This window comes from Nitrincola sp., assembly GCF_048264025.1.
GTDB lineage: Bacteria > Pseudomonadota > Gammaproteobacteria > Pseudomonadales > Balneatricaceae > Nitrincola.
In genome coordinates this window covers 1-25,622 of sequence record NZ_JBLXDN010000045.1, presented here as the reverse complement: position 1 = coordinate 25,622, position 25,622 = coordinate 1, and the positions used below count along the sequence as shown (strand labels likewise).

Genomic DNA, 25,622 nt, shown 5'->3' with positions numbered 1-25,622 from the left:
CTCATAGAAGCCGAGTAGGAGATTAGCGAAAGTGAGTGCACATCTTTTAATGGCCGAGCAGATATGCTCACTCATAGATCGGATATAAGCGTGCAACACATCTGCTCGAGTCAAAAATAGCTTGCAACACGGGCGGGTCCATATAAGCTTGCTGTAGGAGCTCACTCTGTGAGCGAATAGGTTTAATCGCCCGGAGACCGGGCTCTTACAGCGATTGGGTTTTATTCGCCCGGAGACCGGGCTCCCACAGACCGGGCTCCTACTAGTGATAGGTTTGGTCGTATTTTTTGCGGATTGCGACTAGCGCTGGCTGAATATCCAGTGGGGCATACTGCATGGCCTGTTCAAACAGTTCAGCATTTTCCTCTGACAGACGCTCTTCTTCACTCATCTGCTTCAACTTACGCATGGCTTCCATGAATTTTGGATGAGGGGATGACTGACTCATGACGGACCTCCTTGGGTCTTGAGGCAACAGGATCAGAGTGTTGCCAGTGGATTCACCGTCCAGGGCGGCTGAAAATGTGATTCTATCACGTCTTTTGTCACAGATTCGACCGAATCAAAGCACCATTTTGGCGACTTATCCTTATCAACCAGCAAAGCACGAACCCCTTCAACAAACTCGCCCTGACGACAACACTGTGCTGCCAGCCGCATTTCAAACTGAAACACAGCCTTCAATGGCAGGTGGTGTGCACGCTGCAACTGCTCTGCTATTAAACACAAAGACAACGGGCTGCCCTGGCTGACCGTTTGTTGAGCTCTGGCTAGCCAAGGGTCATCGGCTGGCAAGGCCGCCAGCCGATCGACAAAACCTTTGACCGAATCATCATCCAAGATTGCATTGATCAACGCCTGATGCTTCTGAATAGGCGTAGCCATCTGCTCAAATGCAGGTTGCGCATCAACCGCTAAATCGCTCAGCACACCGGTGATCACGGCCTGATTATCACCTTGATTCCAGACCTGAGCCAGCAGTTGCTCCAGCATGACCTGACGCTGATCCATTCGCAGCGCATAATCAGCCAACCCCAACCAAAGGGCATCCACGGCCTGTACATGACTCCCCGTCAAACCGAGAAATAATCCAATTTTTCCAGGTAACCGGTTCAGAAAGTAGCTGGCCCCCACATCAGGAAACAGACCAATGGTTACTTCCGGCATCGCCAGACGTGATGTGGGTGTCACCACCCGGTGGCTACAGCCATTCATCAACCCCAGACCACCGCCCATAACATACCCGCCACCCCAACAGATAATCGGCTTGGGATAAGTCTGAAGTCGGTAATCCAGACGGTACTCCGCCGCAAAATACTCATCGATTTCAGCATAGGCCTCCTCCTGAATTAAACGCCAGGCGCCGACCACATCGCCCCCGGCACAGAAGGATTTTTCACCAGTGCTGTCCAGCAACAAAGCCACCACACGTGGGTTTTCTTGCCAAGTATTCAGCTGTGGCTGAATCAGTCTGATCATCTCCTGGGAGAGCGCATTGAGAGTAGCTTCTGAATTGAGACAGATTTCGCCAATCAGATGGCCATCCTCTGTCGCATGCTCACGAAAAATCACGCAGGTCATAACGGGTCCTTAATCGACTAAATTAACGCGCGGCCCCCAGGGCCTTGGCCAAGGTCTGAGTTTGTGTTCCATCGCGTTCAGCATCCACCAGCCAGTTATGTAAATATGGCTCCAACAACTGCACCATCATGTCAATATGGCTGGCATCGGCATTCAGTGCCGGAATGTAAGCATAGGACTCACCGCCGCTTTCGATAAAATATTCACGATTTTCCTGACCTATCTCTTCAATGGTTTCCAGACAATCAGAGGAGAAACCCGGACAGAACACCTGCACCGATTTAACGCCCTTGGCGGGCAAGGATTTCAGGGTTTCATCCGTATAGGGTTTCAGCCACTCCGCGCGACCAAAGCGCGACTGGAAGGTAGTCAGATACTGATCCGGCTGTAAACCCAGCTGTTCTGCCAGCAAACGCGAGGTTTTATGGCATTCACAGTGATAGGGATCGCCTTGTAACAAGTAGCGTTTGGGTATGCCATGGTAGGACAAAATTAATTTGTCCGGCACCCCATGCTCAGCTTGATAATGGCGCACCTTGTCGGCCAGCGCCGTAATATAAGGCTCGAAGTCAGGATAATGGCTGATGAAATTCAGATCCGGCAACCAACGACGCTGAGTAAAGTCGGCAGCAATCGCATCAAAGGTGGAGGCCGATGTGGCACCGGAGTACTGGGGATAGAGAGGTAATACCACCAGCTTACGCACCCCGGACTGCTGCAGCTTTTCCAGTACCGAAGTAATGGATGGATTGCCATAGCGCATGGCAAACTCCACCTGTACCCGGTCACCGTAGCGATCACTGAAGTACTTTTTCAGGGCGGTGCACTGATCCTGAGTGTGGGTGAGCAAGGGTGAACCTGTATCCGTCCAGACTTCCCGATAGGCCGCAGCCGATTTTGCCGGGCGGATATTCAGAATGATGCCATTGAGAATAAACCACCAGATCGGCCTGGGTACCTCTACCACACGAGGATCAGATAAAAACTCTTTTAAATAGCGACGCAAAGCCGGTGTGGTCGGCTCATCGGGTGTCCCCAGATTGGTAATCAGTACACCAATTTTATCACCCTGAGAGTGATTAAAATCCTTCACGCCGTTAAAACGCATAATCATCAGTTCCTGTGAGTCATCAGCTGATCAGCTTTCCAGCTCGATGACATTAAATTCCACCAACGGACTGACATCCTGCTCGTAGTAGATGCTTTCTAAGCCAAACCCAAACAGCTTGAGAAATTCATCTTTGTACGCAGCATAGTCTGTCAGTTCAAACAAATTTTCCGTGGTCACTTGTGGCCAAAGTTCGCGGCAGGCATGCTGCACATCATCGCGCAGTTCCCAATCATCCAGACGATAACGCTGAGCATCATCCATCTGTGCGCCACTGCCATACAAACCTGTACGGAACAAACGCCAAACCTGATCCATGCAACCTTCATGAATTCCCTGCTCTTTCATGACTTTGAATACCATCGACAGATACAAAGGCATTACCGGAATCGCTGAACTGGCCTGGGTCACCACCGATTTGAGCACCGCCACGTTAGCCTGACCACCAATATCAGCCAATTTAGCATTTAAGGTTGCCGCCGTATTATCCAGATGCTGCTTGGCTTTACCCAGCGCACCGTGCCAGTAGATCGGCCAGGTGATATCGGTACCGATATAGCTATAGGCTACGGTTTTGCAGCCATCGGCCAACACACCCGCATCGGCGAGCGCATCAATCCACAGCTGCCAGTCTTCACCACCCATCACTTGCACAGTCGCCGCCACTTCTTCTTCAGTTGCCGGTTCAATTTCAGTTTCGATGATGCAGTCTTTATTGGTATCTATGGCGGTAGAACGGTAAACCTCACCAATCGGCTTCAACACGGAACGTATCACTTCACCGCTATCCGGCATTTTGCGCACTGGCGATGCTAGCGAGTAGACCACCAGATCAATCTGACCCAGATCCGCCTTGATCAGATCAATGACCTGCTGTTTAGCCTGATGAGAAAAGGCGTCGCCGTTAATGCTCTTGGCATAGAGTCCGGCTTCATGCGCCAGGCGCTCAAAAGCCGCGGCGTTGTACCAACCAGCCGTTCCGGTTTTCTTTTCAGTACCCGGCTTTTCAAAGAACACACCGATAGTGGCTGCCTCACTGCCGAAGGCAGCCGCAATCCGCGATGACATGCCATAACCACTGGACGCGCCAACGACCAGCACCCGCTTGGGACCAGCAACTTTGGGTTGTGCACGGGTGAATTCGATCTGTTCACGAATATTGGCTTCACAACCGATCGGATGGGTAGTGGTACAGATAAAGCCGCGAATTTTGGGTTTGATAATCATAGTAATGGGTATCTTTCATCTGATGCTAGAGAGTCTGACAAAGATACCATAAAAGCAGGAAGGGGTTAATCCAGGCGAGCAAAGCCGCAGAGGATAGAAAGGCCAGTGCTGGCCCACAGAGGTGCCAGCACTGGCCTGATTACCACAGCATTACCAGGCGGTGGCGAATTGCTCGTCAGTCATTTCGGTGATGGTCGCACTACCGGCCTTAACCATTCGTGCATATCCCAGATAGCGTGGCAGGATCTGCTCAAAGTAGAAGCGCGTGGTCACCTGTTTTGCCTCCAGGAAGGCATCATCTTCACCTTCAGCCTGCAGAATTTTGGCCGCTTCAGCTTGACGCAGCAATTCCCAGGCACCGGCTACGGTACCCAACAGCATCATGAAATTATAAGCCACGGCGCCAGCTAGCTGCGCATCATCACCAGCACCGGCCAGCAGTTCATCACGTGCAGTTTCAATGGCAGCCACGGCCTGCTCCAGATCAACTGCCAGATCCGCAAACGCGCCACCCATAGCAATGGTTTCACGCATTTCAGACAACAGCAACGTCAGGGCTTCGCCCTTATCCAGCAGTATTTTACGACCGACCAGATCCAGTGCCTGGATGCCATTAGTACCTTCATAAATCGGCAGGATACGCGCATCACGGTAGTGCTGAGCCGCACCGGTTTCTTCGACAAAACCCATACCCCCATGAACCTGCACGCCCAATGAAGTCACTTCCTGAGCAAATTCGGTACACCAGCCTTTTACCACCGGTGTCAGCAGTGCAGCACGAGCTTTTTCGCGAATACGACGCGATTCATCTTCTGCATGATGGGCAAAATCAATGCTGCCACAGGCATCATAGGTCAGTGCGCGACCGGCTTCGGTCAAGGCTTTCATGGTCAGCAGCATGCGCCGCACATCACCATGACGGATAATCGGACCCGGTACTTTATAACCAACAGCCGGGCTCTGGATGCGTTCATTGGCGAACACCAGTGCTTGCTGGTAGGCACGTTCTGAAATAGCCACCCCCTGCAAACCCACCCCCAAACGGGCGTTGTTCATCATGGTGAACATACAGGCCAGGCCGCGGTTCTCTTCACCGACCAGGTAACCGACAGAGTTTTCAAATCCCATCACCGCCGTGGGGCTGGCATGGATGCCCATTTTGTGTTCCAGCGACAAGGGCTTGGTATTGTTGTACTCACCCAGCGAACCATCGGCATTGACCAGGTATTTTGGCACCAGAAAGAGGGAAATACCGCGAACACCGGCAGGCGCATCCGGCAAGCGAGCCAACACCAGATGAACGATATTTTCAGTCAGACTGTGATCGCCCCAGGTGATAAAGATTTTTTCGCCAGTGACACGATAAGCATCGCCATCTTTCTCCGCTTTACAACGCACCTGCGACAGGTCTGAACCAGCACTGCCTTCAGTCAGGTTCATGGTACCCGCCCACTCACCACTGATCAGTTTCGGCAGGTAAATCGCTTTCAATGCATCATCAGCATTAATGGACAGACACTCTACCGCACCCTGTGACAGCAGAGGGCAAAGGCCCCAGGCCATATTCGCCGCTTGCCACATTTCCATAACCGCAACCGAAAGCAAATAAGGCATGCCCTGTCCACCGTGCTCAGGATCAAACTGCAGCGATCCCCAGCCACCTTCAGCATACTGATTATAAGCGTCGCGGAAGCTCTCAGGACAAACAACACCGCCGTCCTTGAGACTGACACCTTTCTGATCGCCATCCCAATTGGTCGGCGCCACTACATCACGAGCAACACGTGCCGCCTCATCCAGAATTGCATCAACCATATCGGCTGATGCATCTTCGAAGACAGGGAGGGTTGATAATTCTGTCATCCGCGCTATCTGATTCAGCGCAAGTTTCATGTCTTTTACCGGAGCGTTATAGTCAGCCATAAACTACCTTCTATTGATCATTCGAACACATTCAAATGGAAGTCATCGCCTATCTAGCTAGCGCATTGCCATCCATAAGGGTTTATACTTATTCTAGCACGCTAAGCGTATCTGATAAGCACAAAATCGGTTACTCTGTTACTTATACTGAACGATTTTTACAACACATGACAGACAGGATAAAAAAATGCAGGATATTCACGGCTATTACCTGGAAGATCTGACGGTGGGCATGAGCGATTCTTATGCTAAAACCATTTCTGAATCAGATGTTTATATGTTCGCTGGCATCTCAGGTGACAATAACCCGGTGCATATCAACGAAGAATATGCCAAAACCACCATTTTCAAACAGCGCATCGTACACGGTATGTTCAGTGCCGCACTCATCTCCACGGTAGCCGGCACCCGTCTGCCAGGACCAGGGGCTATCTACATCGATCAACAGATCAAGTTTAAAGCCCCCGTGCACATTGGTGACACCGCCAAAGCCACGCTGACCGTCATAGACATAGATGAAAAGCGTCGCCGGGTAAAAATGCGCACTGATGTAACGGTAGGTGAAACACTAGTCGCGACAGGTGAAGCCACCTTTATGGTCGACAAGCGCGAGGCTTGATACAAAGATGAGGCGCCGGTTCAGATTTTGAACTGGCGCGCATACTCAACCTCTTGTTTATTCAAGCGACTACTCAAACAAACGCGGCTGTAATATCTCGGGTTTGAGAAAGTCCTTTTCTCCCAGATTGTCATGATCTCCAAGTAAACGACCCTGCTTTTCAAGTCCGTAGTAGGTCGATTTATGAAAGGTATCCAGATACAGCGCACGCGTTTCAGCCACATCTCCAGTATAACGCGGATCCTGTGGTCGCTCCTGACTGTTAATGTAATCGGCCAGATCCCAGGAGTCTTGTACGCTCATACTGTAGGGTTGCCCCAACGGCATGTTGTGGTGAATAAAGCCTGCCAGGGTGAAGATTCGGCTAATACCCGCGCCCCAATTATACGATGTATCTCCCCAGACAGCGGGAAACTGTACATGATCACCCACCCTCAAACCGCCGCCATCCTCCGCATGGCAAATGCTGCAGTTGGCTTCATACAAAACCTGCCCGCGTTCATAAGAGGGATCGGCATCCGGCTGCTCAATGGGATAACCACGGCCATAGAGACTATTTCCCGGTTGATAGATAGGTACGCCTTTTGCTAACCACTGATGGTAAGCCGCCAGCGCTAACAGATTGTCGCTACCGTACTCCAGGGGCTTTCCATTCATAGAATAACTGAAACAACCGGCAATTCGCTCTTCCAGACTATTCACCTGCTGGTTTTTGGGACGAAAATTCGGTAATACCACGGCCGCAGGCCAGACAGGTGCTGAAAAAGGCTGCGCGCCGTCTCCCAGATGGCAACTGGAGCAATTCATGTCGTTAAAAACATTTTCACCACGCAACTGCTGAGTGTTTACAAACAGATCATGTCCACGGCGGATTACCCGTTTCAGCTCCGGGTGAATATTGGCTTCTTCCAAATCAGCCAGCGTAGGTGGAACATGAACATACTGCCCGTCTTCCGGTTGCGGAACATTGACTGGAAAGCGAGGGGTTTCAACCGCCAGGCTCAAACCTGCCCAACTGGTCAATACACTGATACTCAGGACGTTTATTAACTTAACCATGGTTAGATCCTCACTTAGCTGGCTGCACAGATAACCAGGCCGCTACAGCCTTGATATCCTCATCATTCAAACGCTCAGCAATTGCCAGCATCAGGTGTTGTGGATCATTTCGGCGTTTATCCTGCTGCCAGTTGTGTAGCTGGGCTTGCAGATAACCGGCGTGCTGTCCGGCAATACCGGGGAAATTTTCACCGGCACCCTGATTATCAGGCCCATGACAAGACTGACAGGAAGGAATATAGCGAGACCAATCACCCAGCGTTGCCAGCCTTTCGCCCTGTTTCAGCAAGGCTTCGTCAGCATCATCTGCGCCTTGAACAACGTTTGGCATCAACTGGCTGAAATATACAGCGACATCCTGCATCTGCTGATCATTAAGCATGGCAGCGAAAGGGGCCATAGACGCATTCTCTCGCTGACCACTATTAAAGTCCTGCAATTGTTTATACATATAGGCCGCATCAAGGCCAGCCAACCTGGGCCAGGATTCGGCACCCGGAATGGACAAACCATTGCCATCGGCCTGATGGCAGGCGGTGCATACCGCAGCAGCTGCCTGACCCCGTTCAGCATCACCATCCAGAGCCGAAACAGTTGTTGAAAATCCAAATATCAGTAAAACGAGCGACAGGGGTTTTAAGGGGTATGTTTTCATTATTGGTTGCTCCTTACCTCTAACATCACACCGCGCGGTGCAATCTTAAACAACCCTACTCTCGAAGCGGCTATTAAGCCATTAGTAAAACCCTTGTTTAACTAAAGAGATCTTTAGTGGGTGACTCATGCACTCAGACACTTGTGCAACAGCTCAGCGAGTGATTCCACCTGCATTTTCACCATGATGTTATGCCGGTGCACATCCACTGTACGCGAACTGATACTCAACTGTTCGGCAATACGCTTGCTGGGCGTACCCTGCAACAGGAAGTCGAGCACCTGCACTTCTCGTGGAGTCAACGTCTGACGCAACTCTGCCACCGGACGCAACTCGGCCTGTTGCTGTAATAATAGGCGATGCAGCTCAATCGCCCGCATCACCGTATCCAGCAGCAGTTGGTCGTTATAAGGTTTTTCAAAGAATTCAAAGGCACCCGCTTTCATCGCTTTGACCGCCATGGGTACATCTCCATGGCCGGTCATGAAAATAACCGGTAACGTAGGTGCTACTCGATTCAGCTCTCCTTGCAACACCAGCCCACTCATACCAGGCATACGAATATCCAGTAAGGCACAGCCAGGTTGATGCCAGTCAGCTGCCTGCAGAAATTCAGCAGCGCCAGCATACTCCTGAACCCTCAGATCAACTGACTCCAACAACCAGCGCAACGAACGCCGTACGGCAGCCTCGTCGTCAACGATGTGAATAATGGCCCTATTCATCTACCTCTTCCTCCGCTCCAATGGCTGTCACCGGCAGCCACAACTGTGCAATCGCACCACCCTGCTCATGATTCTTTAAGGTGAGTTGCCCACCCAACGATTCAGCCAATGTCCGACTCATCGACAAGCCTAATCCCATCCCCTGTTGCTTAGTGGTCATAAAGGGTACAAACAACTGCGCTTCAAACTCACTATCTATGCCCTCACCCCGGTCTTCAACGTTAATACATAACTGCGCCTTCACGTCATCATGTTGTATCCGGATGATGAGTTGACGCACTTCAGGTTCACGGTTCTGCATGGCATCCAAGGCATTGGTGATGAGATTAGCCAGTACCTGTAATAGATGCGTTTTGTGACTGTAGATCAATGGTAGTTGATCATCCAGATAGCACTGCGGCTCGACACCTTCCTGTTTAAGGCGAGTCTGACAAAATGCCAGAGCATCCTCCAACAACTGCGAAGGCTCCAGCCATTCAAAACATCCCTGCTCTTTGCGCAAAAACGCCCGGATATTACGGATGACTAATGCTGCCTGATCCGCCTGAATAGCTATTTGACCAGCCACATCTCGCAACTGCTCTCGTCGGGATACAGACAGGGGCTCATCTCGTTCAAGATGACGCACCGACCCGCGGGCATAGTTGGCAATGGTCGTCAGCGGCTGATTCAGCTCGTGCGCCAGTCCAGCCGCCAGTTCACCCATCAGGGTAAAGCGCGACAGATGCAGCAGTTCATCCTGGCGCTGGCGTGCATCCTGCTCAGCCTGCTGCTGACGCTGCACAGACAACTGCAGCTCACGTGTGCGGCGACGCACCAGATACTCTGCACGAATATGATGAAAAGAGATCAATAACAGCAACGCAGCAGCCATCAGCAACCCGTAACGGTATGACATCAACCAGTGCCAGATAGGGTTATGCGGAAATGCCTCAAACGGACCGATCCGCAGGCGCTCAAACAGCTGATAAACCGACTGATATGATACCGGTGCATCCCAGAAGCTGTGATCCTGTTCCAGAGTAACACTCTCACTCTGCATCAGAGCGGCTGTGACTTGCCGCGCCAGCTGGGTTGATGCACGAGTGGTGCGTAAAAAGGGCCAGCCAGGATAAAGATCTGTCGAGGTCATACAAGCATAGCCCGGCTGCTTCTTTGGCTGCACCAGTTGCAAACTGTTTATATCCAGCTTGCTCTCCAGCGCCATCATTTCAGCCAGACAGCTGCGCACTATAACAGCATCAAATTCACCTGCCAGTAACCGATGAATCAGCTGATCCATCGGGAAACCAGTAAACACCCATTGATTACCGGCGGTTTCAGGATGCACTCCTTGACTGTGCATCTGATCTACCAGCACCTGAAAACCACCAAAGGCATCAGGACTCACTGCACCAATAGTCAGGTTGCGAATAGCGCTGAAATTCTGCAACTCGGGGCGGTCATGCCGAACCAGTAAGGCGGAACCGACATGATGCAAGGGCAAATCAGCGTGAAAATGCGCCAATCTGGCCATAGGAGCTAAATCATAATGACTGCTCAGAGCTACATAATGTCCCGGATTGGTAATCACAAAATCCAACTGTTCGGCCAACAGAGCCGCTTCCAGCTCAGCCAGAGTCATAGGATGAATTTCCAGCTGATGATCGGGCAGTTGCTGCTGCAAACTGGCCAGTGGCGCTAACCACTGTTGCTGAAAATCATCAGAAGCACGCCAGTCCAGTATGCCAATCTGCACCGGCAAAAGCTCTGTTTGTGCTATCGCGCGGCCACCCAGCAAACAGCATGCGAAGAGTAGCAGGCTTAGTAGCTTACTCCAGCCAGCGGTAGAGGGTACGCCGGCCGATGCCCAGCAGTGCCGCAGCACGGCGTTTATTTCCATTCACTTCATCCAATACCATATGTACATAACGTTGCTGCAACTCATCCAAGGTCGGCAGTAGATTACCTGCCAGCAGGCGCTGCTCTTTTTCGTTACCAGCCGTCGTCATCTGAGTCGATGCTTCGGCAACCGGATTCAGTGCTTCCAGGAGCCGGCCAGGTAGATGTTGCGGTTCAATCCAGTCACTGTCACAAAATGCCACAGCGCGCTCAACCACATTTTGCAACTCTCGCACATTGCCCGGAAAACTGTAGCTACGAATCAAGCTCAGGGCCGCTACAGAAAATCCTTTAACGGGTTTTCCTTGAGTCATCGCAATCTGACGCACAAACTGCTGCGCCATCAATTCCAGGTCATCATCACGCTCCCGCAGCGCGGGAATCTGGATGGCAAAGGTTTCCAAACGATAATAGAGGTCTTCACGAAAGCTGCCCTCTTCTACTTTCTGCTTCAAGTCCCGATGCGTAGCCGCAAAAATACGCACATCTACCTGTACCTCTGTATCCTGACCGACTGGGCGTATCGAGCCATCCTGCAGTGCACGCAGAAGCTTAGCCTGCAGCGCCAGCGGCATTTCACCTATTTCATCGAGTAACAAGGATCCACCCTGAGATTCCTGCAACAACCCCTTGCGAGCCTTATTAGCACCGGTAAAAGCACCTGCAGCATGACCGAAAAACTCACTCTCCAACAGCTCTTGTGGAATACCGGCACAGTTCACCGCCAGAAAAGGCCCTTCAGCCCGATCACTTTCTGCATGCAAGGCACGAGCAACCAACTCCTTGCCGGTGCCGCTCTCACCATTGATTAGTACCGGCCCTTGCGCCCTGGCAACTACTCGGATCTGATCAAACAGCGTCCGGATTGCTCGGCTTTTTCCCAGCATGCCGTGAAAAGAGGCAAGCTGCTGTGACATTTGTCGGAACTGACGTAACTCATTACGTACTTTGTGATTCTCCAGCACTTTTTGCACGCTCAGCATAAAGTGATCCAGATCCAGGGGTTTGGTCAAAAAGTCATCAGCACCTGCCTGCAGGGCCTCAACCGCCTGACGCACACTGCCGAATGCGGTAATAACAATAATACCCGGACGTTGCGACTCATCCTGCTGCATCACCGTTTTAACCAGTGTCATACCATGACCATCCGGCAAACGCAGGTCAGTAATAATCAGGGCCGGTTGCTGCTGATCCAGCCAGGCATGCGCATCAGCCAGGGTTTCAGCTACGGCCAATTGGAAACCTTCAGCTTCCAGCTCTTCGCTAATCAGGTTAGCCAAGGCCTGATCGTCTTCCACCAGTAATAAAGGAGATCGAGTTTTAGACATGATCATTTTCCTGTGTGTTAGCCAGCGGAAAGGTTAATTTAAAACAGGCGCCGCCCAATACACTATCACCTATACGAATTCGTCCTCCATGTTCTTCCACGATACGTTTTACGATCGCCAATCCGAGACCACTGCCTTCACCGGGTGTTTTGGTGGTAACGAAAGGGTCGAATACCTGGTCACGAATAGCCGCATCGATACCGGGACCAGCATCTTCGATGGTCAAATGAATAGACTCATTTACACCCCAGGCCATTCTAACCGGCCCTTGTGGACAGGCCTGACATGCATTGCGCAACAGGTTGATCAAGGCTTGCTCGAGACTGAGTGAATCGCCGCAAAGCATCGCTGCCGGGCCTGGTTGCAGCTCGATTTTATAACCTTCTCCGGCAATCAGGGCCTGCGCTCTAAGTAGCAGGGCTTCGAGATCCAACTGCCGTGGTCGGGCTCTGGAGGAGCGTCCATAAGACAGTAGTTGCTGAATAATAGAGGTCATGCGCGCGGCTTGCTGACGAATCATTGCCAGCTCACGAAGATCCTGCGGACTTTCCAAACGTCGTTGCAGGCGGCTGGCTCGCCCATCCACGACACTCAATGGTGCTCCCAGCTCATGTGCCACACCCGCCGATAATTGACCCAGAGCAGCCAGGGTTTCTGTCTGGCGCAAACGTTCAGCAATAACCTCACGTGCCAGGCGCTGCTCTTGCTCACGCGATTCAGCCTGTTGAATCGCATCCAGCATGCCATTCAATCCCAAGGCCAACTGACGGATTTCAGTAGGCCCATGCACGTCAGCTCTATGCCCATGCTCTCCCGATTCAACCCGGCGGATACTCGTCAGAATACGATTTACAGGCCCCCCGATAGCACGCTGATGCGTCCATACCAAAATAAACAGTATCATCAGAGAGACCAGGGCAAAGCCACCCCATGAGCCGTAGGCCAGACGCTGCAACTGCTGATCTATATCACGGTGACGCCGGGTCACCTGTAACAAACCGTTCGGTTGTCCTACCTCATCAAACATGGGCATAAAAAACGAATACACATCACGCCCCCTAATCTGCTCATACTGCTCAAACTCCCCAGCCAAAGTTTTTTGCAAGGCATCTTCGGCTTGCCTCTGGGTAGGGTTGACCACACCGAAGCTGATCAGCGGCTGCCCCTCTGCATCAAACAGATAGGCACCGTAGACCTCTGTCATGCCAAACAACGCCGCCATGCTGCTTTGCATCTGTTCCAGATCATTACGCTCTAATGCCTGGCTCACTGGTAAGTAAACAGCCCGAGCAACTAACTGCAGATCACGCTGCATACGCTGCTCAATAAAATTACTCACCAGCGCCTGACCGGCTGACAGAATCAATGCCAGAATCAACAATACAGGCAACGCCACTCGGATCAGCAACACGTGTCGTAAGCTTGCGGATGAAAATAACCTTTTCAATACAGACCTCAATACTAGGATTTAATGGCACATGCGCCATTATGACACATTTAGCAGCACACTTTAACTGGCTTACAAAGCGGTCCATTTAATAAAAAAATTAAAAATATAAAGTAAATGCAATTAATTCAAATAGTTAGAAGTAAAAAGCAAAACATGGCATGGATCTGGCTATAGACTAATTGAATTTAATCAAAGGAGTTATTCAGATGAAGAAGACATTACTTGCCGCCGCACTGACTAGCCTGATCTCACTGGGTTTTGCCGCTACAGCAACCGCTAATGAAAGCGAAGCTGCCACTCAGGCACAGCAGGCACCACAGCAGGCGCCGATGGAGTTTGCTGAAAATGATCTGCAAACCTTTGCATCCGTTCAGAGTGACCTAGACACTATCCGTGCCGACTATTCAGCACGCCTGGAAGCCACCAGCGACCAGGAGCAGGCGGCTGCACTACAGCAGGAAGCCAGCCAATTGATGGTAGAAGCTGTACAAGAAGCCGGCATGGATGTTGAAACCTACAATAACATCGCCCTTGCACTGCAAAGTGATCCGGAACTGCGCGACGAAGTCGCTTCGATGATTAACTAAGCAGGTAGAATTATCGCCCGGTTTATGTAGGGGCTCGGCCCGTGTAGGAGCTCACTCTGTGAGCGAATAACTTATCGCCCAGAGACTGGGCTCCTACAGAGCGAAGAATCTATCGCCCAGGGACTGGGCTCCTACAGAACGAAGAATTTATCGCCCAGGGACTGGGCTCCTACAGAACGAAGAATTTATCGCCCAGAGACTGGGCTCCTACAGAGCGAAGAATTTATCGCCCAGAGACTGGGCTCCTACGCACCCAATCCACCACTATCGTTTGCTGCTCAGGGCTAACCAATGTTGGGGCGTGACCTACCTCGCTAAAGATTACACTTTCTGCCGTGGGTTGTGCTTTCTGCATAGATTCCAGCAGGCTGGCTGAGAGCAGATCAGATTCAGCCCCACGCACAATCATCAGTGGACAGCGAATAGCCTGCCATTGTGGCCAGAGTGTCTGCCCATCATCATCGACCTGAAAAGCCTTTACCAGCGCTGGATCATAATGCAGGGTGTAACGACCATCTGCGAGACGACGACTGGAGGTGATCGCCATACGCCGCCAAAACTCAATGGTGTTTTTACCAAAAGTTACATAGACCGCTTGTAACCACTGTTCAAATTCGGTCAGCGAATTAAACCCTGGCTGAATACTGATATAGTCCCGGATGCGCTGCAACGCCTCGTCAGGTAACTCTGGTCCCACATCATTCACCAACAAAGCACAGATTGGCGTGTCCTCTTCTGCCGCCAACAACATACCGATCAGCCCCCCCATCGATGTGCCGACCCAGATGCATTGATCTAAGTGAAACGCATCTAGCAGTTGGCGCGCCACTTCAACATAGCGTGGCAACACGTAATCCTCTTCAGGCGAGGGACTCCACTGGGAGTGCCCACGTCCGGGAGTATCCGGGCAAAGCACAAAATAATCCTGTGCCAGCGTGAGGGCTAATTCATCAAAATCCCGGCCGGTGCGGGTCAAACCATGCCAGAGCACTACAGCCGGCGCTGTTTGGTCTCCCCAACAGGTTACATGCACCTCTAGATGATTGCATTGAACAAAATGATGTTGTGCTTGCATATCAACTCCTTATTAAGGTGTCCACAGATCAGGAAGACTGCACCCAATCTTTAGACAGCTGCCCTGCCCAATCACCGAACCAGCGATCCAGAGGACGAGCCAGAAACTGCTGATAATCACGACAACAGTCATTTAAACGTTTTCTATCAGACGCAAGCTGCTCCACCTCAACCCAATCATTCCAGGCTCGGTACAAGCCCCAGTCCGGCCGATCAATTTCACAGTTAGGCAAACGGTAGTGCCAGGTAGGTCGTGCCTTAATCAATACATCCTGAGTTTTACCAGCAACACGTGGAGCATCCAGGTACTTGAACAACGGTAGCAGATCCAAGGCGCGATTGCGGGTTGGATTAAACCTCAAGTAATCATCAATCAGTTGCGACTGATCCGGCCAGTACTCAGGATCAATCACTTTCAATACATAGTCTTTAGGAAACGGCTCAGCGAACAGGGTAACACGCCGGGCCAGATCAATTTGTGCGCGCTTAAACAACCATTCATAAAGACATAAAAACGACTTCAGTACAGCGACTAACAGCTCGGCATCTTGTGAAGGTATTTCTGGATTAAACTGCATGCCAAAAGCGTTGGTGAGCATATCTGAAGTACCTCGGGCGCCGGCATTGCGCAACTCGACAATGAGCTGCTCAACCTCATCAAGGCGACTCAACGGCAAAGGGGGGCTTACCACTTCCAAAGGTACCAGTGGCAAAGAAACGGTTTTCAATAGAGCCTCAGCCGACTCGCTCACCTCCCCCGATAGAGTATCGACAGCATGCTCTCGACGCCCAATTTTTTTAAGCAGATCGAAATCCAGCTCGACTATCCAATCTCCAGCCGAATCGCCGGTCAAACGGCGCTCATAGCGACCATCCTGCTTAACTGAAAGCGACATCAACTGGCTGATCAGATCACTGACCTGATCCAGCGACATGCCATTCATCTCGATTTCAACACCGCATCGGCGCACTCCACCTTCGGCATTTTGCTGCCATGGAGGGGTTCTTAGTTTTGAGAGTTCAGCCATAAATCGTCCCTTTTATATCAGTAGGATGCAGATTCCGCTGCTTGCAGTCTACGATAAACCCAGGCCTGGCTGCCATCATGCAGCGTCATTTTCACTCGCTCGTAACGCACACCCAAGCGCTCATAGCGGTCCAGCCTTACCAGCTCAGTCGCATTGACTTCAAATACCAGACCCGGAGTTTGTGCGGTTGGATCTGCAATAATATTCAACCCCTCTCGCCGCTTACCCGGCAGCAACGCCTCTTCTGACACACCGACACGACCCATAACCACAAAACGCACCCAGGGGCTTTTCAGTGTACCAAAAGCAAACACCCTGTGGGTGCCCTCTTTCAGTGCAGGCAAATGCTCTGGTGGCGTATAAAAAAACGGACTTAACAATACCAACCAAAGATAGAGCGGCAACAGTAATACCAGCCCGAAAGCCACCCAAACCAATCTCTTGCGACACTTTTTTGAGCCGTGCTTACGGCGTTCAAAACACATACGACCTCAGCGATTAAATTAACTCGTAGCTATCATTATAGATAAGGTGGCGTACACGCGCTGATAATCACACATTCCACCTCGCCGACATTGCGAAAGCGGTGTGGCTGGCGACTATCAAACAGATAAGCATCACCCGCTTTGAGAATTTGTTTGCGGTCTCCCACTGTCAGTTCGATACTACCGGAAATTACCACACCGCCCTCTTCAGACTCATGCTGCAGCATGCTGCGCCCGGTATCGGCCCCAGGTTCATAGTGCTCATGCAGAATTTGCAGTTGATGGTGGCGCATATCACCCACTTGACGATAATCCACCGGGCCTGATGTCAACGGCAGCAATTCACTGGCTTTAAAAAATACCCGGTTTTCTTCTGGCGGCTCCAGTGCAAAGAAATCAGTCAACGATAATGGAATAACTTCCAGAATTTTTTTCAGTGAAGAGACAGAAGGGCTGCTCTGATTGTTTTCGATCAATGAAATAGCCGCATTGGTGACGCCTGCACGCTTGGCTAACTCGCGCTGCGAAAGACCGGCATTCTGACGCACAAAGCGCAACCTGGCCCCCAATTCGAAATCATCCTGTGTACTCACCTGCTCATTCATACCGCTCACTCCGAAACTGCACCAAAATATTACCCCACACCCTAACCTGAGCACTGAAATGGGGCATAAAATTACACTTGCGTTAAATGGTTCAAATATGCGATAACTAAACTTAACACACGGGCCACGCGATGTCCGATATGGTTAACCCTGAACTGGCACAATTTGTGCAAACCTATCCACCTATAGGTCTACATACGTGTCAGGCATTGCCAGCAAGGGCGTTATCCTTAGGGAATAATAACTATAATACCCACCTAGTAGAAAGTGGAGTGTTATTTTTCGCCCTTACTGTCAATTTTAATTAACAAGTCAGCTGAACTGACGCAGGAGGAGAAAGATATGCTAGCAGGCACGGCCAATGAGCCATTGGTGCGCTTTACCGGTGTGCAGAAAACCTACGATGGTGAGACTCTCGTCGTCAAGGACCTTAATCTCAACATCCAGAAAGGCGAATTTGTCACGCTGCTGGGTCCATCCGGCTCCGGTAAAACCACTTGCCTGATGATGCTGGCCGGTTTTGAAACCCCTACCAGCGGCGATATTTTTCTTGGCGAGCAACGCCTGAACACCCAGCCACCACACAAACGCAATATTGGCATGGTGTTTCAAAACTACGCCCTGTTTCCACACATGACCGTAGAAGAAAACCTCTACTACCCGCTCAAAACCCGCAAGATGCCCAAAGCCGACGCCAAAGCCAAAGTAGACAAAATCCTGCAGACTATCCAACTGGAATCCTTTGCCAAGCGTCGCCCGGCACAGCTGTCCGGTGGCCAGCAACAGCGTGTGGCACTGGCACGCGCCCTGGTATTTGAACCGCAATTAGTGCTGATGGATGAACCCCTGGGCGCACTGGATAAGCAGTTGCGTGAACACATGCAATTGGAGATCAAACACCTGCACGAAAACCTGGGTCTGACCGTGGTATTCGTTACCCACGACCAGAGCGAAGCTCTGACTATGTCGGATCGTGTTGCCGTATTCAATGATGGTGTCATCCAACAAATCGACACCCCACAGGCGCTGTATGAATACCCGGCGAACTCCTTTGTTGCGCAGTTTATCGGTGAAAACAACACGCTGATGGGTAAAGTATTATCAACCGAGGGTGATTTCTGCCAGGTCAGCTTTGGTGAAGGATTGGGCACGCAAGCATCGAAAAGTCAGTTGCTCGCCGCCGGAGACCGGACACGCCTGTCCATTCGTCCGGAGCGTATCCACCTGAATAGTGGCAGTATTGAGCTGCCCAACCGCTACAAAGTCAAGCTGCACGAATTCATTTACTTGGGCGATCACTTGCGCCTGCGTTGTGAGCTTGCAGGTAATGACCAGTTTTATGTCAAGGTGCCGGTCAGTGAACTCTGCCCGTCTTTGTCCGTCGGCGATTTCATCGATATCGGCTGGCGTGATGAAGATGTCAGGGCACTGGACGCATCTTGATTTTTTGCTGCAACACACCTGAAAACCTATCCGAAAATAGCGGAGATAAAAAAAATGAAACTGAAAAATAAAACAGCTAAACAACTATTAACTGGCGGTCTGCTCACAGCTGGCCTGGCCATGGCCGGCAGTGCACAAGCCTTTACAGTTATCTCCTTCGGTGGCGCTAACGGCGATGCACTGCAGGAAGCCTATTATGCACCTTTCGCCAGCAGTACCGGTACAGATCTCACGCCTGGTGACTACAATGGCGAATTCGCACGTATTCGTGCCATGGTTGAAACCGGCAACGTCAGTTGGGACCTGGTAGAAGTTGAATCTCCTGAGCTTATCCGCGGTTGTTTTGAAGGCTTGTTCGAACCGATTGATTGGGAAAAACTGGGCATCAAAGATCAGTTGATTGACCCAGCTGTGACTGAGTGTGGCGTTGGCATGTTTGTATGGTCTACCGTTCTCGCTTACGACGCTGACCGCCTGGACAAGGCACCACAAAGCTGGGCTGATTTCTGGAACGTTGAAGAGTTTCCAGGTAAGCGCGGTCTGCGTCGCGGCGCCAAATTCACCCTTGAATTTGCACTGATGGCTGACGGTGTGCCAGCTAATGAAGTTTACGATGTATTAGCAACGCCAGCCGGTGTTGATCGTGCCTTCGCTAAACTAGAAGAAATTCAGGACCACATTCAGTGGTGGGAAGCTGGTGCACAACCACCACAGTGGCTGGTTGCCGGTGATGTAGTAATGTCCTCAGCCTACAATGGCCGTATTGCTGTCGCTCAGGAAGAAGGCCGTAACCTGGCAATCAACTGGTCAGGCAGCGTATACGATTTGGATTACTGGGCTATCGTACAGGGCAGCAGCCACGCGGATACAGCCTATGACTTCATCCGTTTTTCCAGTCAACCAGAAACTCAGGCTGAGTACTCTAAACGCATCCCTTACGGCCCGGTAAATCCGGAAGCACTGGCTAAGCTGCCTGAAGAGCAAGCTCTGCGCATGCCAACCAATGAAGCCAACCTCGAGGGTGCCCTGGCCGTTAACACAGAGTTCTGGGTTGACTACGGCGAAGAACTGGAACAGCGCTTTAATTCCTGGGCGTCTCAGTAAGTCTCTCATACCGGTCAGGGACGACCGGTTTATTGTTTAATTAACGGGTCTGCATAAGACCGGAGGAGATAATGACCAGCATTACGGCCACTCAGACACTCGACGGAACCCAACCGGTTTCCGGCCTTAAGGCGCAACTGCGCCGTGCTGAACGCTTAAAAAAAATAAAGGCCATGTTGCTCGTTGCACCACTGGCCCTGTTTCTGATTGTCGCCTTTGTACTGCCGATCAGCAGTATGTTATGGCGCAGTATCGACAACTCTGAAATCAGCCAGGTCATGCCGCAAACAGCCGCCCTGATTGCACAATGGGATGGTACTGAGATTCCAGAAGAAGCCGTGTTTGCAGCACTGGCTGAAGAACTACGTGAATCCAGAGCAGATGGTGGACTGGGCCGTATCGGTCGACGCCTGAACTATGAGGATCCCACCTTCCGCTCCTTGCTAACCCGTACAATCAGAACACTACCAGCCACCACTGAAGTGAGCTGGACAGATGAGCTGACCGGTATCGACGCTCGCTGGAATGACACTGAAACCTGGTTGGTGCTGCAACGCGCCGCACCCACTACAACAGACCGTTATTTACTTGCCTCGCTGGATATGGAACGCGGTGATGATGGCAAAATCACCCGGGTTGAGCCCAATCAACAGCTATATATACAAGTGTTCAAGCGCACACTGGTTATTGCTGGTGGCGTTACACTCATCTGTCTATTTTTGGGCTTTCCACTGGCTTATTTGCTGGCAACGCTCCCCCCTGCTAAAAGCAACATCCTGCTGATTTTTGTTCTGCTGCCTTTCTGGACTTCGTTACTGGTCCGTACAGCGGCCTGGATCGTGCTGCTGCAATCCGGTGGTCTGGTCAATGCAGGTCTAATGTGGGCCGGGTTGATTGACTCACCTATGCAGTTGGTGTTCAACCGTATCGGGGTATTCTTTGCCATGGTGCATGTGTTGCTGCCCTTTATGATCCTGCCGCTTTACAGTGTAATGAAAGGTGTATCACCCACCTATCAGCGCGCCGCTGTTTCTCTTGGCGCCCACCCTTTTGCCGCGTTTTGGCAGGTCTATGTACCTCAAACCATTTCCGGCATCGCTGCTGGTACCATTCTGGTGTTCATTATGGCGTTGGGCTATTACATCACTCCAGCCCTGGTGGGTGGACCGTCTGATCAGATGGTGAGTTATTACGTCGCCTACTACACCAACACCACCAATAACTGGGGTATGGCTGCATCACTCGGTGCTCTGCTACTGATTGTCACCCTGTTGCTGTATCTGGTGTACCACAAACTGGTCAACAAACGACAACTGATCCGGAGCTGATACTATGAGCTTACAACCCTATGCCTCCCCGGTTGAACATATCTGGTTCTGGACCTTCAGAATTTTCTGCGGACTGATTCTGGTGTTCCTGATGCTACCGGTGCTGGTGATCATTCCGCTGTCATTTAATGCTGATAGTTTTCTGACCTATCCCATTAATGATTTCTCGTTGCGCTGGTATCGGGAAATATTCAGCGCGGGTCCTTGGGTGGATTCACTCAAGAACAGCCTGATTGTAGCGCCACTGGCGACTGTACTGGCGATGTTCTTCGGTACACTCGCTGCCGTGGGCTTAAACCGTGCCGACTTCCCCGGAAAAGGCATGATTCTGGCACTGCTGATTTCACCCATGGTTGTCCCCTTGGTGATCGTGGCTGTAGGCATGTATTTCTTTTTTGCTGACCTGGGACTGTTAAACAGTTACGCCGGGCTGGTGATTGCGCATGCTGTGCTGGGTGTACCCTTTGTGGTGATTACCGTGAACGCTACCCTGCAGGGTTTTGACTACAACCAGATGCGAGCCGGAGCCAGCCTGGGAGCCAGTCCTCTACGGGTATTTTTTACCGTGGTACTGCCACAGATTATTCCTGGTGTCGCCTCGGGTGGCTTGTTTGCCTTCGCCACCTCCTTCGATGAAGTGGTGGTTGCACTATTTATTGCCAGTCCGACTGAACGCACGCTGCCGATCCAGATGTTCTCGGGTATTCGTGAAAACATCAGCCCGGCAATCGCGGCTATGGCAACTATTTTGATTTTAATGTCCGTTGTGCTCCTGCTGGTTATGGAGCTACTCAGACGCCGCAGTGAAAAACTGCGTGGTCACGCCTGATAACCAACCGCGGGAAAACCAACCCGCGGACTTGATTGGAGAAATCTATGTTACAAGCGATGCAGCTGTTTAAACAGCAGGCTTACATCAATGGTCAATGGGTCAATGCCGATTCAGGCAAAACCTATGCCATTCACAACCCGGCAACGGGTGACAAGCTGGGTGAGGTACCCAGTATGGGTGCAGCTGAAACCCAGGCCGCAATCGATGCTGCCGAGGCTGCCCTACCGGCTTGGCGCGCCAAAACAGCGAAAGAGCGAGCCGTCATTCTGCGCCGCTGGTTTGATTTGATGATGCAACACCAGGATGATCTGGGCCGGCTGATGACCTTGGAACAGGGCAAACCTTTGGCTGAAGCCAAGGGTGAAATCGCCTATGCGGCATCTTTTGTTGAGTGGTTTGCCGAAGAAGCCAAGCGGGTCTATGGCGAAACGATTCCTGGCCATCAAGCTGACAAGCGTATTCTGGTTATTCGCCAGCCTATCGGTGTCGCTGCAGCTATCACGCCCTGGAATTTCCCCTCAGCGATGATTACCCGCAAAGCCGCGCCAGCCTTGGCTGCCGGTTGCACCATGGTACTCAAGCCAGCACCACAAACACCGTTTTCGGCACTCGCGCTGGTTCAACTAGCCGAAGAAGCCGGTATTCCAGCGGGCGTACTCAGCGTTGTCACTGCCACCGCTGAAGACTCCATCGCCGTCGGCAATGTGTTCTGTAACAGTGATGTGGTGCGCAAGCTCTCCTTCACTGGCTCTACCGGTGTGGGTATCAAGTTGATGCAACAGTGCGCCCCAACATTGAAAAAATTGTCACTGGAACTGGGGGGGAATGCCCCGTTTGTGGTGTTTGACGATGCTGACCTGGATGCAGCAGTGGAAGGCGCCATCATTTCTAAATATCGCAATGCCGGACAAACCTGTGTTTGTGCCAACCGCATCTATGTGCAGAAAGGTGTTTACGACGCTTTTGCCGAAAAATTCGCCGTGGCGGTTGCAAAACTCAAAGTCGGTAACGGCCTGGAAGACGGCGTCACCACTGGCCCGTTAATCGATGCCAATGCGGTTAAAAAAGTACAAAGCCACCTGGAAGATGCACTTAGCAAGGGCGCCAAGCTGACTACCGGCGGCAACCCGCATGCACTGGGGGGAACCTTCTTTGAGCCAACTATCATCACCGGCGCCACATCCGACATGCTGATTGCCCGTGAAGAAACCTTCGGCCCACTGGCACCACTGTTTGCCTTTGAAGACGAAGCCGACGTGATTCACATGGCCAATGATACTGAATACGGTCTGGCGGCTTACTTCTATGCGCGTGATCTCGGTCGTGTCTGGCGTGTCGCTGAAGCACTTGAGTACGGCATGGTTGGCATTAACACCGGCGTAATTTCCACAGAAGTTGCACCCTTCGGTGGGGTTAAATCTTCAGGTCTGGGACGTGAAGGTTCACGCCATGGCATTGAAGAGTACCTGGAAATGAAATACCTCTGCATCAATATCTAATTAAAGAATCTGGAGAAAAGTGATCATGAGTAACACAAATGCTGGCATGATAGAGCGGAAAAATCAGGCTGTAGCCAGAGGCGTTGGCCTCGCCCATCCCCTGTTTATCGAATCGGCAAAAAATGCCACCCTGACTGATGTAGAAGGGCGTGAGTTTATCGATTTCGCGGGCGGTATTGCAGTATTGAATACCGGTCATCTGCACGACACGGTTAAACAGGCCGTTGCTGAACAGCTGGAAAAGCTGTCACACACCTGCTTCATGGTGATGGGCTACGAGCCCTACGTAGCTGTATGTGAAAAAATCAATGCCTTGGCCACTGGTCCGTCTCCGAAGAAAAGTGCACTCTTCACCACCGGTGCGGAAGCCGTCGAGAATGCCATCAAAATCGCACGTGCCTATACCGGTCGTACCGGTGTTATCGCCTTTGGTGCTGGTTATCATGGCCGCACCATGGCAACACTGGCACTGACCGGCAAAATTGCCCCCTATTCCAGTGGTATGGGTCTGATGCCGGGTGACATTTATCGCGCCCTTTACCCTTGTGAAATGCACGGTATCAGTACTGAAGATGCCATTGCCTCCATTGAACGTATTTTCAAATTTGATGCCGAAGCCTGCAACATTGCCGCCATCATTCTGGAACCCGTTCAAGGCGAAGGCGGATTTTATGTCGCACCGAATGCGTTCATGGAAGCACTGCGTGGTATTTGTGACAAACACGGCATCCTGCTGATTGCCGATGAAGTCCAGACAGGTGCAGGCCGTACTGGCACCTTCTTTGCCATGGAACAGATGGGTGTAGAACCAGATATCACCACCTTTGCCAAATCCATTGCTGGTGGCTTCCCGCTATCCGGTATCGTAGGTAAAGCCGATATGATGGACAAAATTGCACCGGGCGGCCTGGGTGGCACCTATGGCGGTAGCCCGATAGCCTGTGCCGCCGCGCTGGGTGTACTGCAGGTATTTGAAGAAGAAAAACTGCTGGATCGTGCCAAGGTTGTTGGCGCAACACTGCGCGACTATCTGACGACGCTGTCGCAAACGCACAAGGTTATTGCGGATGTCCGTGGCCTGGGCGCCATGATCGCCATGGAGCTGATCGATGAACAGGGCCAGCCACAACCCGAACTCACTGCAAAAGTAGTAGCGAAAGCGCGTGATAAAGGCCTGATCCTGATCTCCTGTGGTCTTTACGGTAACGTCGTGCGTATTTTAGTACCACTGACTGTACCCGATGCGCAGTTACAGCAAGGACTGGACATCATCAGCGAGTGTTTTGCTGAACTTGCCTGATAGCTAATAGCTTCAGTTAGTTAATAGCCGGGGGTCTGTATCAGATGCCCTGGCTTTTTTTATGAGAATGGCCTGATTAGTCAATATTTTTCGTTTCATCTCTAAACCATTTCAATCCCTTGCGCTATACTAATGTCGAATAGTAACCCGCGCCAAAGCCCGCAGCCAAAAGAGAGTGGCATTATGACCGTTGAGAAATTTAAGACACTAGCCGAAATGGGCATTGAAGACATCTCCGAAATCGAGAAGTTTTCTACGCGCCAGGAAGGTGATATGGATATACTGAAAATTTACTTTCACCGCGATCCAGGCGAATGGTTTGCCAAAAGCAAAAAATTCAAATTCAAGCGCCAGGTTAAAACGGTTCGAGTGAACGAAGGCAAAGTGTCCTATCGCGAAACCTCAGAGTCATCGCCCTACTTCCTGCGTGCACTGACTGAGCTGGAAAAACTGGCCGACGAAATGCACACAGCCAAGGGCCGTAAAGAAATACTGCTGGATGAAATTGATCATCTCGAAAAAGTGATGGAGCGCAAAATCGCCGACATCCGCCGGCAGATAGAAGAGCTCTGATAAAAATCCTTGTAGAAGCTCGCTTGTAGGAGCTCGCTCCGCGAGCGAATTCGCCCGGAGACCGGGCTCCTACAAATACATGACCCTGAATTCGCCCGGAGACCGGGCTCCTACAATAGCATGACCCTGAATTCGCCCGGAGACCGGGCTTATATGGACCCGCCCGTGTTGCAAGCTATTTTTGACTCGAGCAGATGTGTTGCACGCT

Annotated in this window: 24 protein-coding genes; 9 read left to right on the top strand and 15 right to left on the bottom strand. The window is 51.3% G+C overall.

The window, feature by feature from the left end; genetic code table 11:
• Window positions 1-262 precede the first annotated feature (262 nt).
• The 5 genes from ACN0R1_RS19040 to ACN0R1_RS19020 all read right to left on the bottom strand — a co-directional run bounded on the left by ACN0R1_RS19040 (window position 263) and on the right by ACN0R1_RS19020 (window position 5,839).
• Window positions 263-448, bottom strand: coding sequence for a hypothetical protein (locus tag ACN0R1_RS19040; RefSeq protein WP_417585746.1), 186 nt, complete (start codon window positions 446-448; stop codon window positions 263-265).
• A 32-nt stretch (window positions 449-480) separates the two neighbouring features.
• Entirely contained in the window at window positions 481-1,581 is a 1,101-nt protein-coding gene (locus ACN0R1_RS19035; protein WP_417585744.1) for an enoyl-CoA hydratase/isomerase family protein, read from the bottom strand.
• Between the two features lie 22 nt (window positions 1,582-1,603).
• Window positions 1,604-2,689 carry a ferrochelatase gene (gene hemH, locus ACN0R1_RS19030; protein ID WP_417585742.1) on the bottom strand — a complete coding sequence of 362 codons (1,086 nt, stop codon included), beginning with the start codon at window positions 2,687-2,689 and terminating at the stop codon, window positions 1,604-1,606.
• Window positions 2,690-2,719: 30 nt separating this feature from the next.
• Window positions 2,720-3,916, bottom strand: a complete 1,197-nt coding sequence (gene fabV / locus ACN0R1_RS19025) for an enoyl-ACP reductase FabV (protein WP_417585740.1) — start codon at window positions 3,914-3,916, stop codon at window positions 2,720-2,722.
• A 150-nt stretch (window positions 3,917-4,066) separates the two neighbouring features.
• Entirely contained in the window at window positions 4,067-5,839 is a 1,773-nt protein-coding gene (locus ACN0R1_RS19020; RefSeq protein ID WP_417585738.1) for an acyl-CoA dehydrogenase C-terminal domain-containing protein, read from the bottom strand.
• 187 nt (window positions 5,840-6,026) lie between these two features.
• Here ACN0R1_RS19020 and ACN0R1_RS19015 point away from each other — a divergent pair, with 187 nt between their 5' ends.
• On the top strand, window positions 6,027-6,458 hold the full coding sequence (locus ACN0R1_RS19015; RefSeq protein ID WP_417585736.1) for a MaoC family dehydratase: 432 nt from the start codon (window positions 6,027-6,029) through the stop codon (window positions 6,456-6,458).
• A gap of 69 nt (window positions 6,459-6,527) precedes the next feature.
• Here the strand turns inward: ACN0R1_RS19015 and ACN0R1_RS19010 are convergent, their stop codons facing one another.
• The 6 genes from ACN0R1_RS19010 to ACN0R1_RS18985 all read right to left on the bottom strand — a co-directional run bounded on the left by ACN0R1_RS19010 (window position 6,528) and on the right by ACN0R1_RS18985 (window position 13,517).
• Window positions 6,528-7,517, bottom strand: coding sequence for a c-type cytochrome (locus ACN0R1_RS19010; RefSeq protein WP_417585734.1), 990 nt, complete (start codon window positions 7,515-7,517; stop codon window positions 6,528-6,530).
• A 10-nt stretch (window positions 7,518-7,527) separates the two neighbouring features.
• Entirely contained in the window at window positions 7,528-8,172 is a 645-nt protein-coding gene (locus tag ACN0R1_RS19005) for a c-type cytochrome (protein WP_417585732.1), read from the bottom strand.
• Between the two features lie 125 nt (window positions 8,173-8,297).
• Complete coding sequence (locus ACN0R1_RS19000; protein WP_417585730.1) at window positions 8,298-8,897, bottom strand: response regulator transcription factor; 600 nt, start codon at window positions 8,895-8,897, stop codon at window positions 8,298-8,300.
• Window positions 8,890-10,779: a sensor histidine kinase gene (locus ACN0R1_RS18995; RefSeq protein WP_417585728.1), complete on the bottom strand. Its 1,890-nt coding sequence runs from the start codon at window positions 10,777-10,779 to the stop codon at window positions 8,890-8,892. Before ACN0R1_RS18995 ends, ACN0R1_RS19000 begins: the two co-directional genes overlap by 8 nt.
• A complete protein-coding gene (locus ACN0R1_RS18990; RefSeq protein ID WP_417585726.1) occupies window positions 10,709-12,106 on the bottom strand; it encodes a sigma-54-dependent transcriptional regulator in 1,398 nt (465 codons plus the stop codon). Before ACN0R1_RS18990 ends, ACN0R1_RS18995 begins: the two co-directional genes overlap by 71 nt.
• A complete protein-coding gene (locus tag ACN0R1_RS18985) occupies window positions 12,099-13,517 on the bottom strand; it encodes a sensor histidine kinase (RefSeq protein ID WP_417585724.1) in 1,419 nt (472 codons plus the stop codon). Before ACN0R1_RS18985 ends, ACN0R1_RS18990 begins: the two co-directional genes overlap by 8 nt.
• Window positions 13,518-13,762: 245 nt before the next feature.
• Between ACN0R1_RS18985 and ACN0R1_RS18980 the strand changes: the two genes are divergently transcribed.
• Window positions 13,763-14,143 carry a DUF4168 domain-containing protein gene (locus ACN0R1_RS18980; RefSeq protein WP_417585722.1) on the top strand — a complete coding sequence of 127 codons (381 nt, stop codon included), beginning with the start codon at window positions 13,763-13,765 and terminating at the stop codon, window positions 14,141-14,143.
• 223 nt (window positions 14,144-14,366) lie between these two features.
• Here the strand turns inward: ACN0R1_RS18980 and ACN0R1_RS18975 are convergent, their stop codons facing one another.
• From ACN0R1_RS18975 to ACN0R1_RS18960, 4 genes are read right to left on the bottom strand one after another with little or no spacing between them, the layout of a single operon-like run.
• Window positions 14,367-15,218, bottom strand: a complete 852-nt coding sequence (locus ACN0R1_RS18975; RefSeq protein ID WP_417585720.1) for an alpha/beta fold hydrolase — start codon at window positions 15,216-15,218, stop codon at window positions 14,367-14,369.
• A gap of 28 nt (window positions 15,219-15,246) precedes the next feature.
• Window positions 15,247-16,245, bottom strand: a complete 999-nt coding sequence (locus ACN0R1_RS18970) for an amidoligase family protein (RefSeq protein ID WP_417585718.1) — start codon at window positions 16,243-16,245, stop codon at window positions 15,247-15,249.
• 17 nt (window positions 16,246-16,262) lie between these two features.
• Entirely contained in the window at window positions 16,263-16,730 is a 468-nt protein-coding gene (locus tag ACN0R1_RS18965) for a gamma-glutamylcyclotransferase family protein (RefSeq protein ID WP_417585716.1), read from the bottom strand.
• Between the two features lie 35 nt (window positions 16,731-16,765).
• A complete protein-coding gene (locus ACN0R1_RS18960; RefSeq protein WP_417585715.1) occupies window positions 16,766-17,335 on the bottom strand; it encodes a cupin domain-containing protein in 570 nt (189 codons plus the stop codon).
• A 342-nt stretch (window positions 17,336-17,677) separates the two neighbouring features.
• Here ACN0R1_RS18960 and ACN0R1_RS18955 point away from each other — a divergent pair, with 342 nt between their 5' ends.
• The 7 genes from ACN0R1_RS18955 (at window position 17,678) to ACN0R1_RS18925 (ending at window position 25,414) form a co-directional block, all read left to right on the top strand.
• Window positions 17,678-18,778, top strand: a complete 1,101-nt coding sequence (locus ACN0R1_RS18955) for an ABC transporter ATP-binding protein (RefSeq protein ID WP_417585714.1) — start codon at window positions 17,678-17,680, stop codon at window positions 18,776-18,778.
• A 54-nt stretch (window positions 18,779-18,832) separates the two neighbouring features.
• Window positions 18,833-19,882, top strand: coding sequence for an ABC transporter substrate-binding protein (locus ACN0R1_RS18950; protein WP_417585713.1), 1,050 nt, complete (start codon window positions 18,833-18,835; stop codon window positions 19,880-19,882).
• A 71-nt stretch (window positions 19,883-19,953) separates the two neighbouring features.
• Complete coding sequence (locus tag ACN0R1_RS18945) at window positions 19,954-21,210, top strand: ABC transporter permease (protein ID WP_417585712.1); 1,257 nt, start codon at window positions 19,954-19,956, stop codon at window positions 21,208-21,210.
• Between the two features lie 4 nt (window positions 21,211-21,214).
• A complete protein-coding gene (locus ACN0R1_RS18940) occupies window positions 21,215-22,039 on the top strand; it encodes an ABC transporter permease (RefSeq protein ID WP_417585710.1) in 825 nt (274 codons plus the stop codon).
• A 47-nt stretch (window positions 22,040-22,086) separates the two neighbouring features.
• Complete coding sequence (gene gabD / locus ACN0R1_RS18935) at window positions 22,087-23,541, top strand: NADP-dependent succinate-semialdehyde dehydrogenase (RefSeq protein WP_417585708.1); 1,455 nt, start codon at window positions 22,087-22,089, stop codon at window positions 23,539-23,541.
• A gap of 25 nt (window positions 23,542-23,566) precedes the next feature.
• Window positions 23,567-24,841 (top strand): 4-aminobutyrate--2-oxoglutarate transaminase, encoded by a 1,275-nt coding sequence (gabT, locus tag ACN0R1_RS18930; RefSeq protein WP_417585706.1) that lies wholly within the window; start codon window positions 23,567-23,569, stop codon window positions 24,839-24,841.
• A gap of 183 nt (window positions 24,842-25,024) precedes the next feature.
• Entirely contained in the window at window positions 25,025-25,414 is a 390-nt protein-coding gene (locus ACN0R1_RS18925) for a DUF3461 family protein (RefSeq protein WP_417585704.1), read from the top strand.
• Window positions 25,415-25,622 lie beyond the last annotated feature (208 nt).

Excerpts from the sequence above, each read along its gene's own strand:
- ACN0R1_RS19040 (WP_417585746.1), bottom strand. The coding sequence starts at position 448 with ATGAGTCAGTCATCCCCTCATCCAAAATTCATGGAAGCCATGCGTAAG.
- ACN0R1_RS19035 (WP_417585744.1), bottom strand. The coding sequence starts at position 1,581 with ATGACCTGCGTGATTTTTCGTGAGCATGCGACAGAGGATGGCCATCTG.
- hemH (WP_417585742.1), bottom strand. The coding sequence starts at position 2,689 with ATGCGTTTTAACGGCGTGAAGGATTTTAATCACTCTCAGGGTGATAAA.
- fabV (WP_417585740.1), bottom strand. The coding sequence starts at position 3,916 with ATGATTATCAAACCCAAAATTCGCGGCTTTATCTGTACCACTACCCAT.
- ACN0R1_RS19020 (WP_417585738.1), bottom strand. The coding sequence starts at position 5,839 with ATGGCTGACTATAACGCTCCGGTAAAAGACATGAAACTTGCGCTGAAT.
- ACN0R1_RS19015 (WP_417585736.1), top strand. The coding sequence starts at position 6,027 with ATGCAGGATATTCACGGCTATTACCTGGAAGATCTGACGGTGGGCATG.
- ACN0R1_RS19010 (WP_417585734.1), bottom strand. The coding sequence starts at position 7,517 with ATGGTTAAGTTAATAAACGTCCTGAGTATCAGTGTATTGACCAGTTGG.
- ACN0R1_RS19005 (WP_417585732.1), bottom strand. The coding sequence starts at position 8,172 with ATGAAAACATACCCCTTAAAACCCCTGTCGCTCGTTTTACTGATATTT.
- ACN0R1_RS19000 (WP_417585730.1), bottom strand. The coding sequence starts at position 8,897 with ATGAATAGGGCCATTATTCACATCGTTGACGACGAGGCTGCCGTACGG.
- ACN0R1_RS18995 (WP_417585728.1), bottom strand. The coding sequence starts at position 10,779 with ATGGAAATAAACGCCGTGCTGCGGCACTGCTGGGCATCGGCCGGCGTA.
- ACN0R1_RS18990 (WP_417585726.1), bottom strand. The coding sequence starts at position 12,106 with ATGTCTAAAACTCGATCTCCTTTATTACTGGTGGAAGACGATCAGGCC.
- ACN0R1_RS18980 (WP_417585722.1), top strand. The coding sequence starts at position 13,763 with ATGAAGAAGACATTACTTGCCGCCGCACTGACTAGCCTGATCTCACTG.
- ACN0R1_RS18975 (WP_417585720.1), bottom strand. The coding sequence starts at position 15,218 with ATGCAAGCACAACATCATTTTGTTCAATGCAATCATCTAGAGGTGCAT.
- ACN0R1_RS18970 (WP_417585718.1), bottom strand. The coding sequence starts at position 16,245 with ATGGCTGAACTCTCAAAACTAAGAACCCCTCCATGGCAGCAAAATGCC.
- ACN0R1_RS18965 (WP_417585716.1), bottom strand. The coding sequence starts at position 16,730 with ATGTGTTTTGAACGCCGTAAGCACGGCTCAAAAAAGTGTCGCAAGAGA.
- ACN0R1_RS18960 (WP_417585715.1), bottom strand. The coding sequence starts at position 17,335 with ATGAATGAGCAGGTGAGTACACAGGATGATTTCGAATTGGGGGCCAGG.
- ACN0R1_RS18955 (WP_417585714.1), top strand. The coding sequence starts at position 17,678 with ATGCTAGCAGGCACGGCCAATGAGCCATTGGTGCGCTTTACCGGTGTG.
- ACN0R1_RS18950 (WP_417585713.1), top strand. The coding sequence starts at position 18,833 with ATGAAACTGAAAAATAAAACAGCTAAACAACTATTAACTGGCGGTCTG.
- ACN0R1_RS18945 (WP_417585712.1), top strand. The coding sequence starts at position 19,954 with ATGACCAGCATTACGGCCACTCAGACACTCGACGGAACCCAACCGGTT.
- ACN0R1_RS18940 (WP_417585710.1), top strand. The coding sequence starts at position 21,215 with ATGAGCTTACAACCCTATGCCTCCCCGGTTGAACATATCTGGTTCTGG.
- gabD (WP_417585708.1), top strand. The coding sequence starts at position 22,087 with ATGTTACAAGCGATGCAGCTGTTTAAACAGCAGGCTTACATCAATGGT.
- gabT (WP_417585706.1), top strand. The coding sequence starts at position 23,567 with ATGAGTAACACAAATGCTGGCATGATAGAGCGGAAAAATCAGGCTGTA.
- ACN0R1_RS18925 (WP_417585704.1), top strand. The coding sequence starts at position 25,025 with ATGACCGTTGAGAAATTTAAGACACTAGCCGAAATGGGCATTGAAGAC.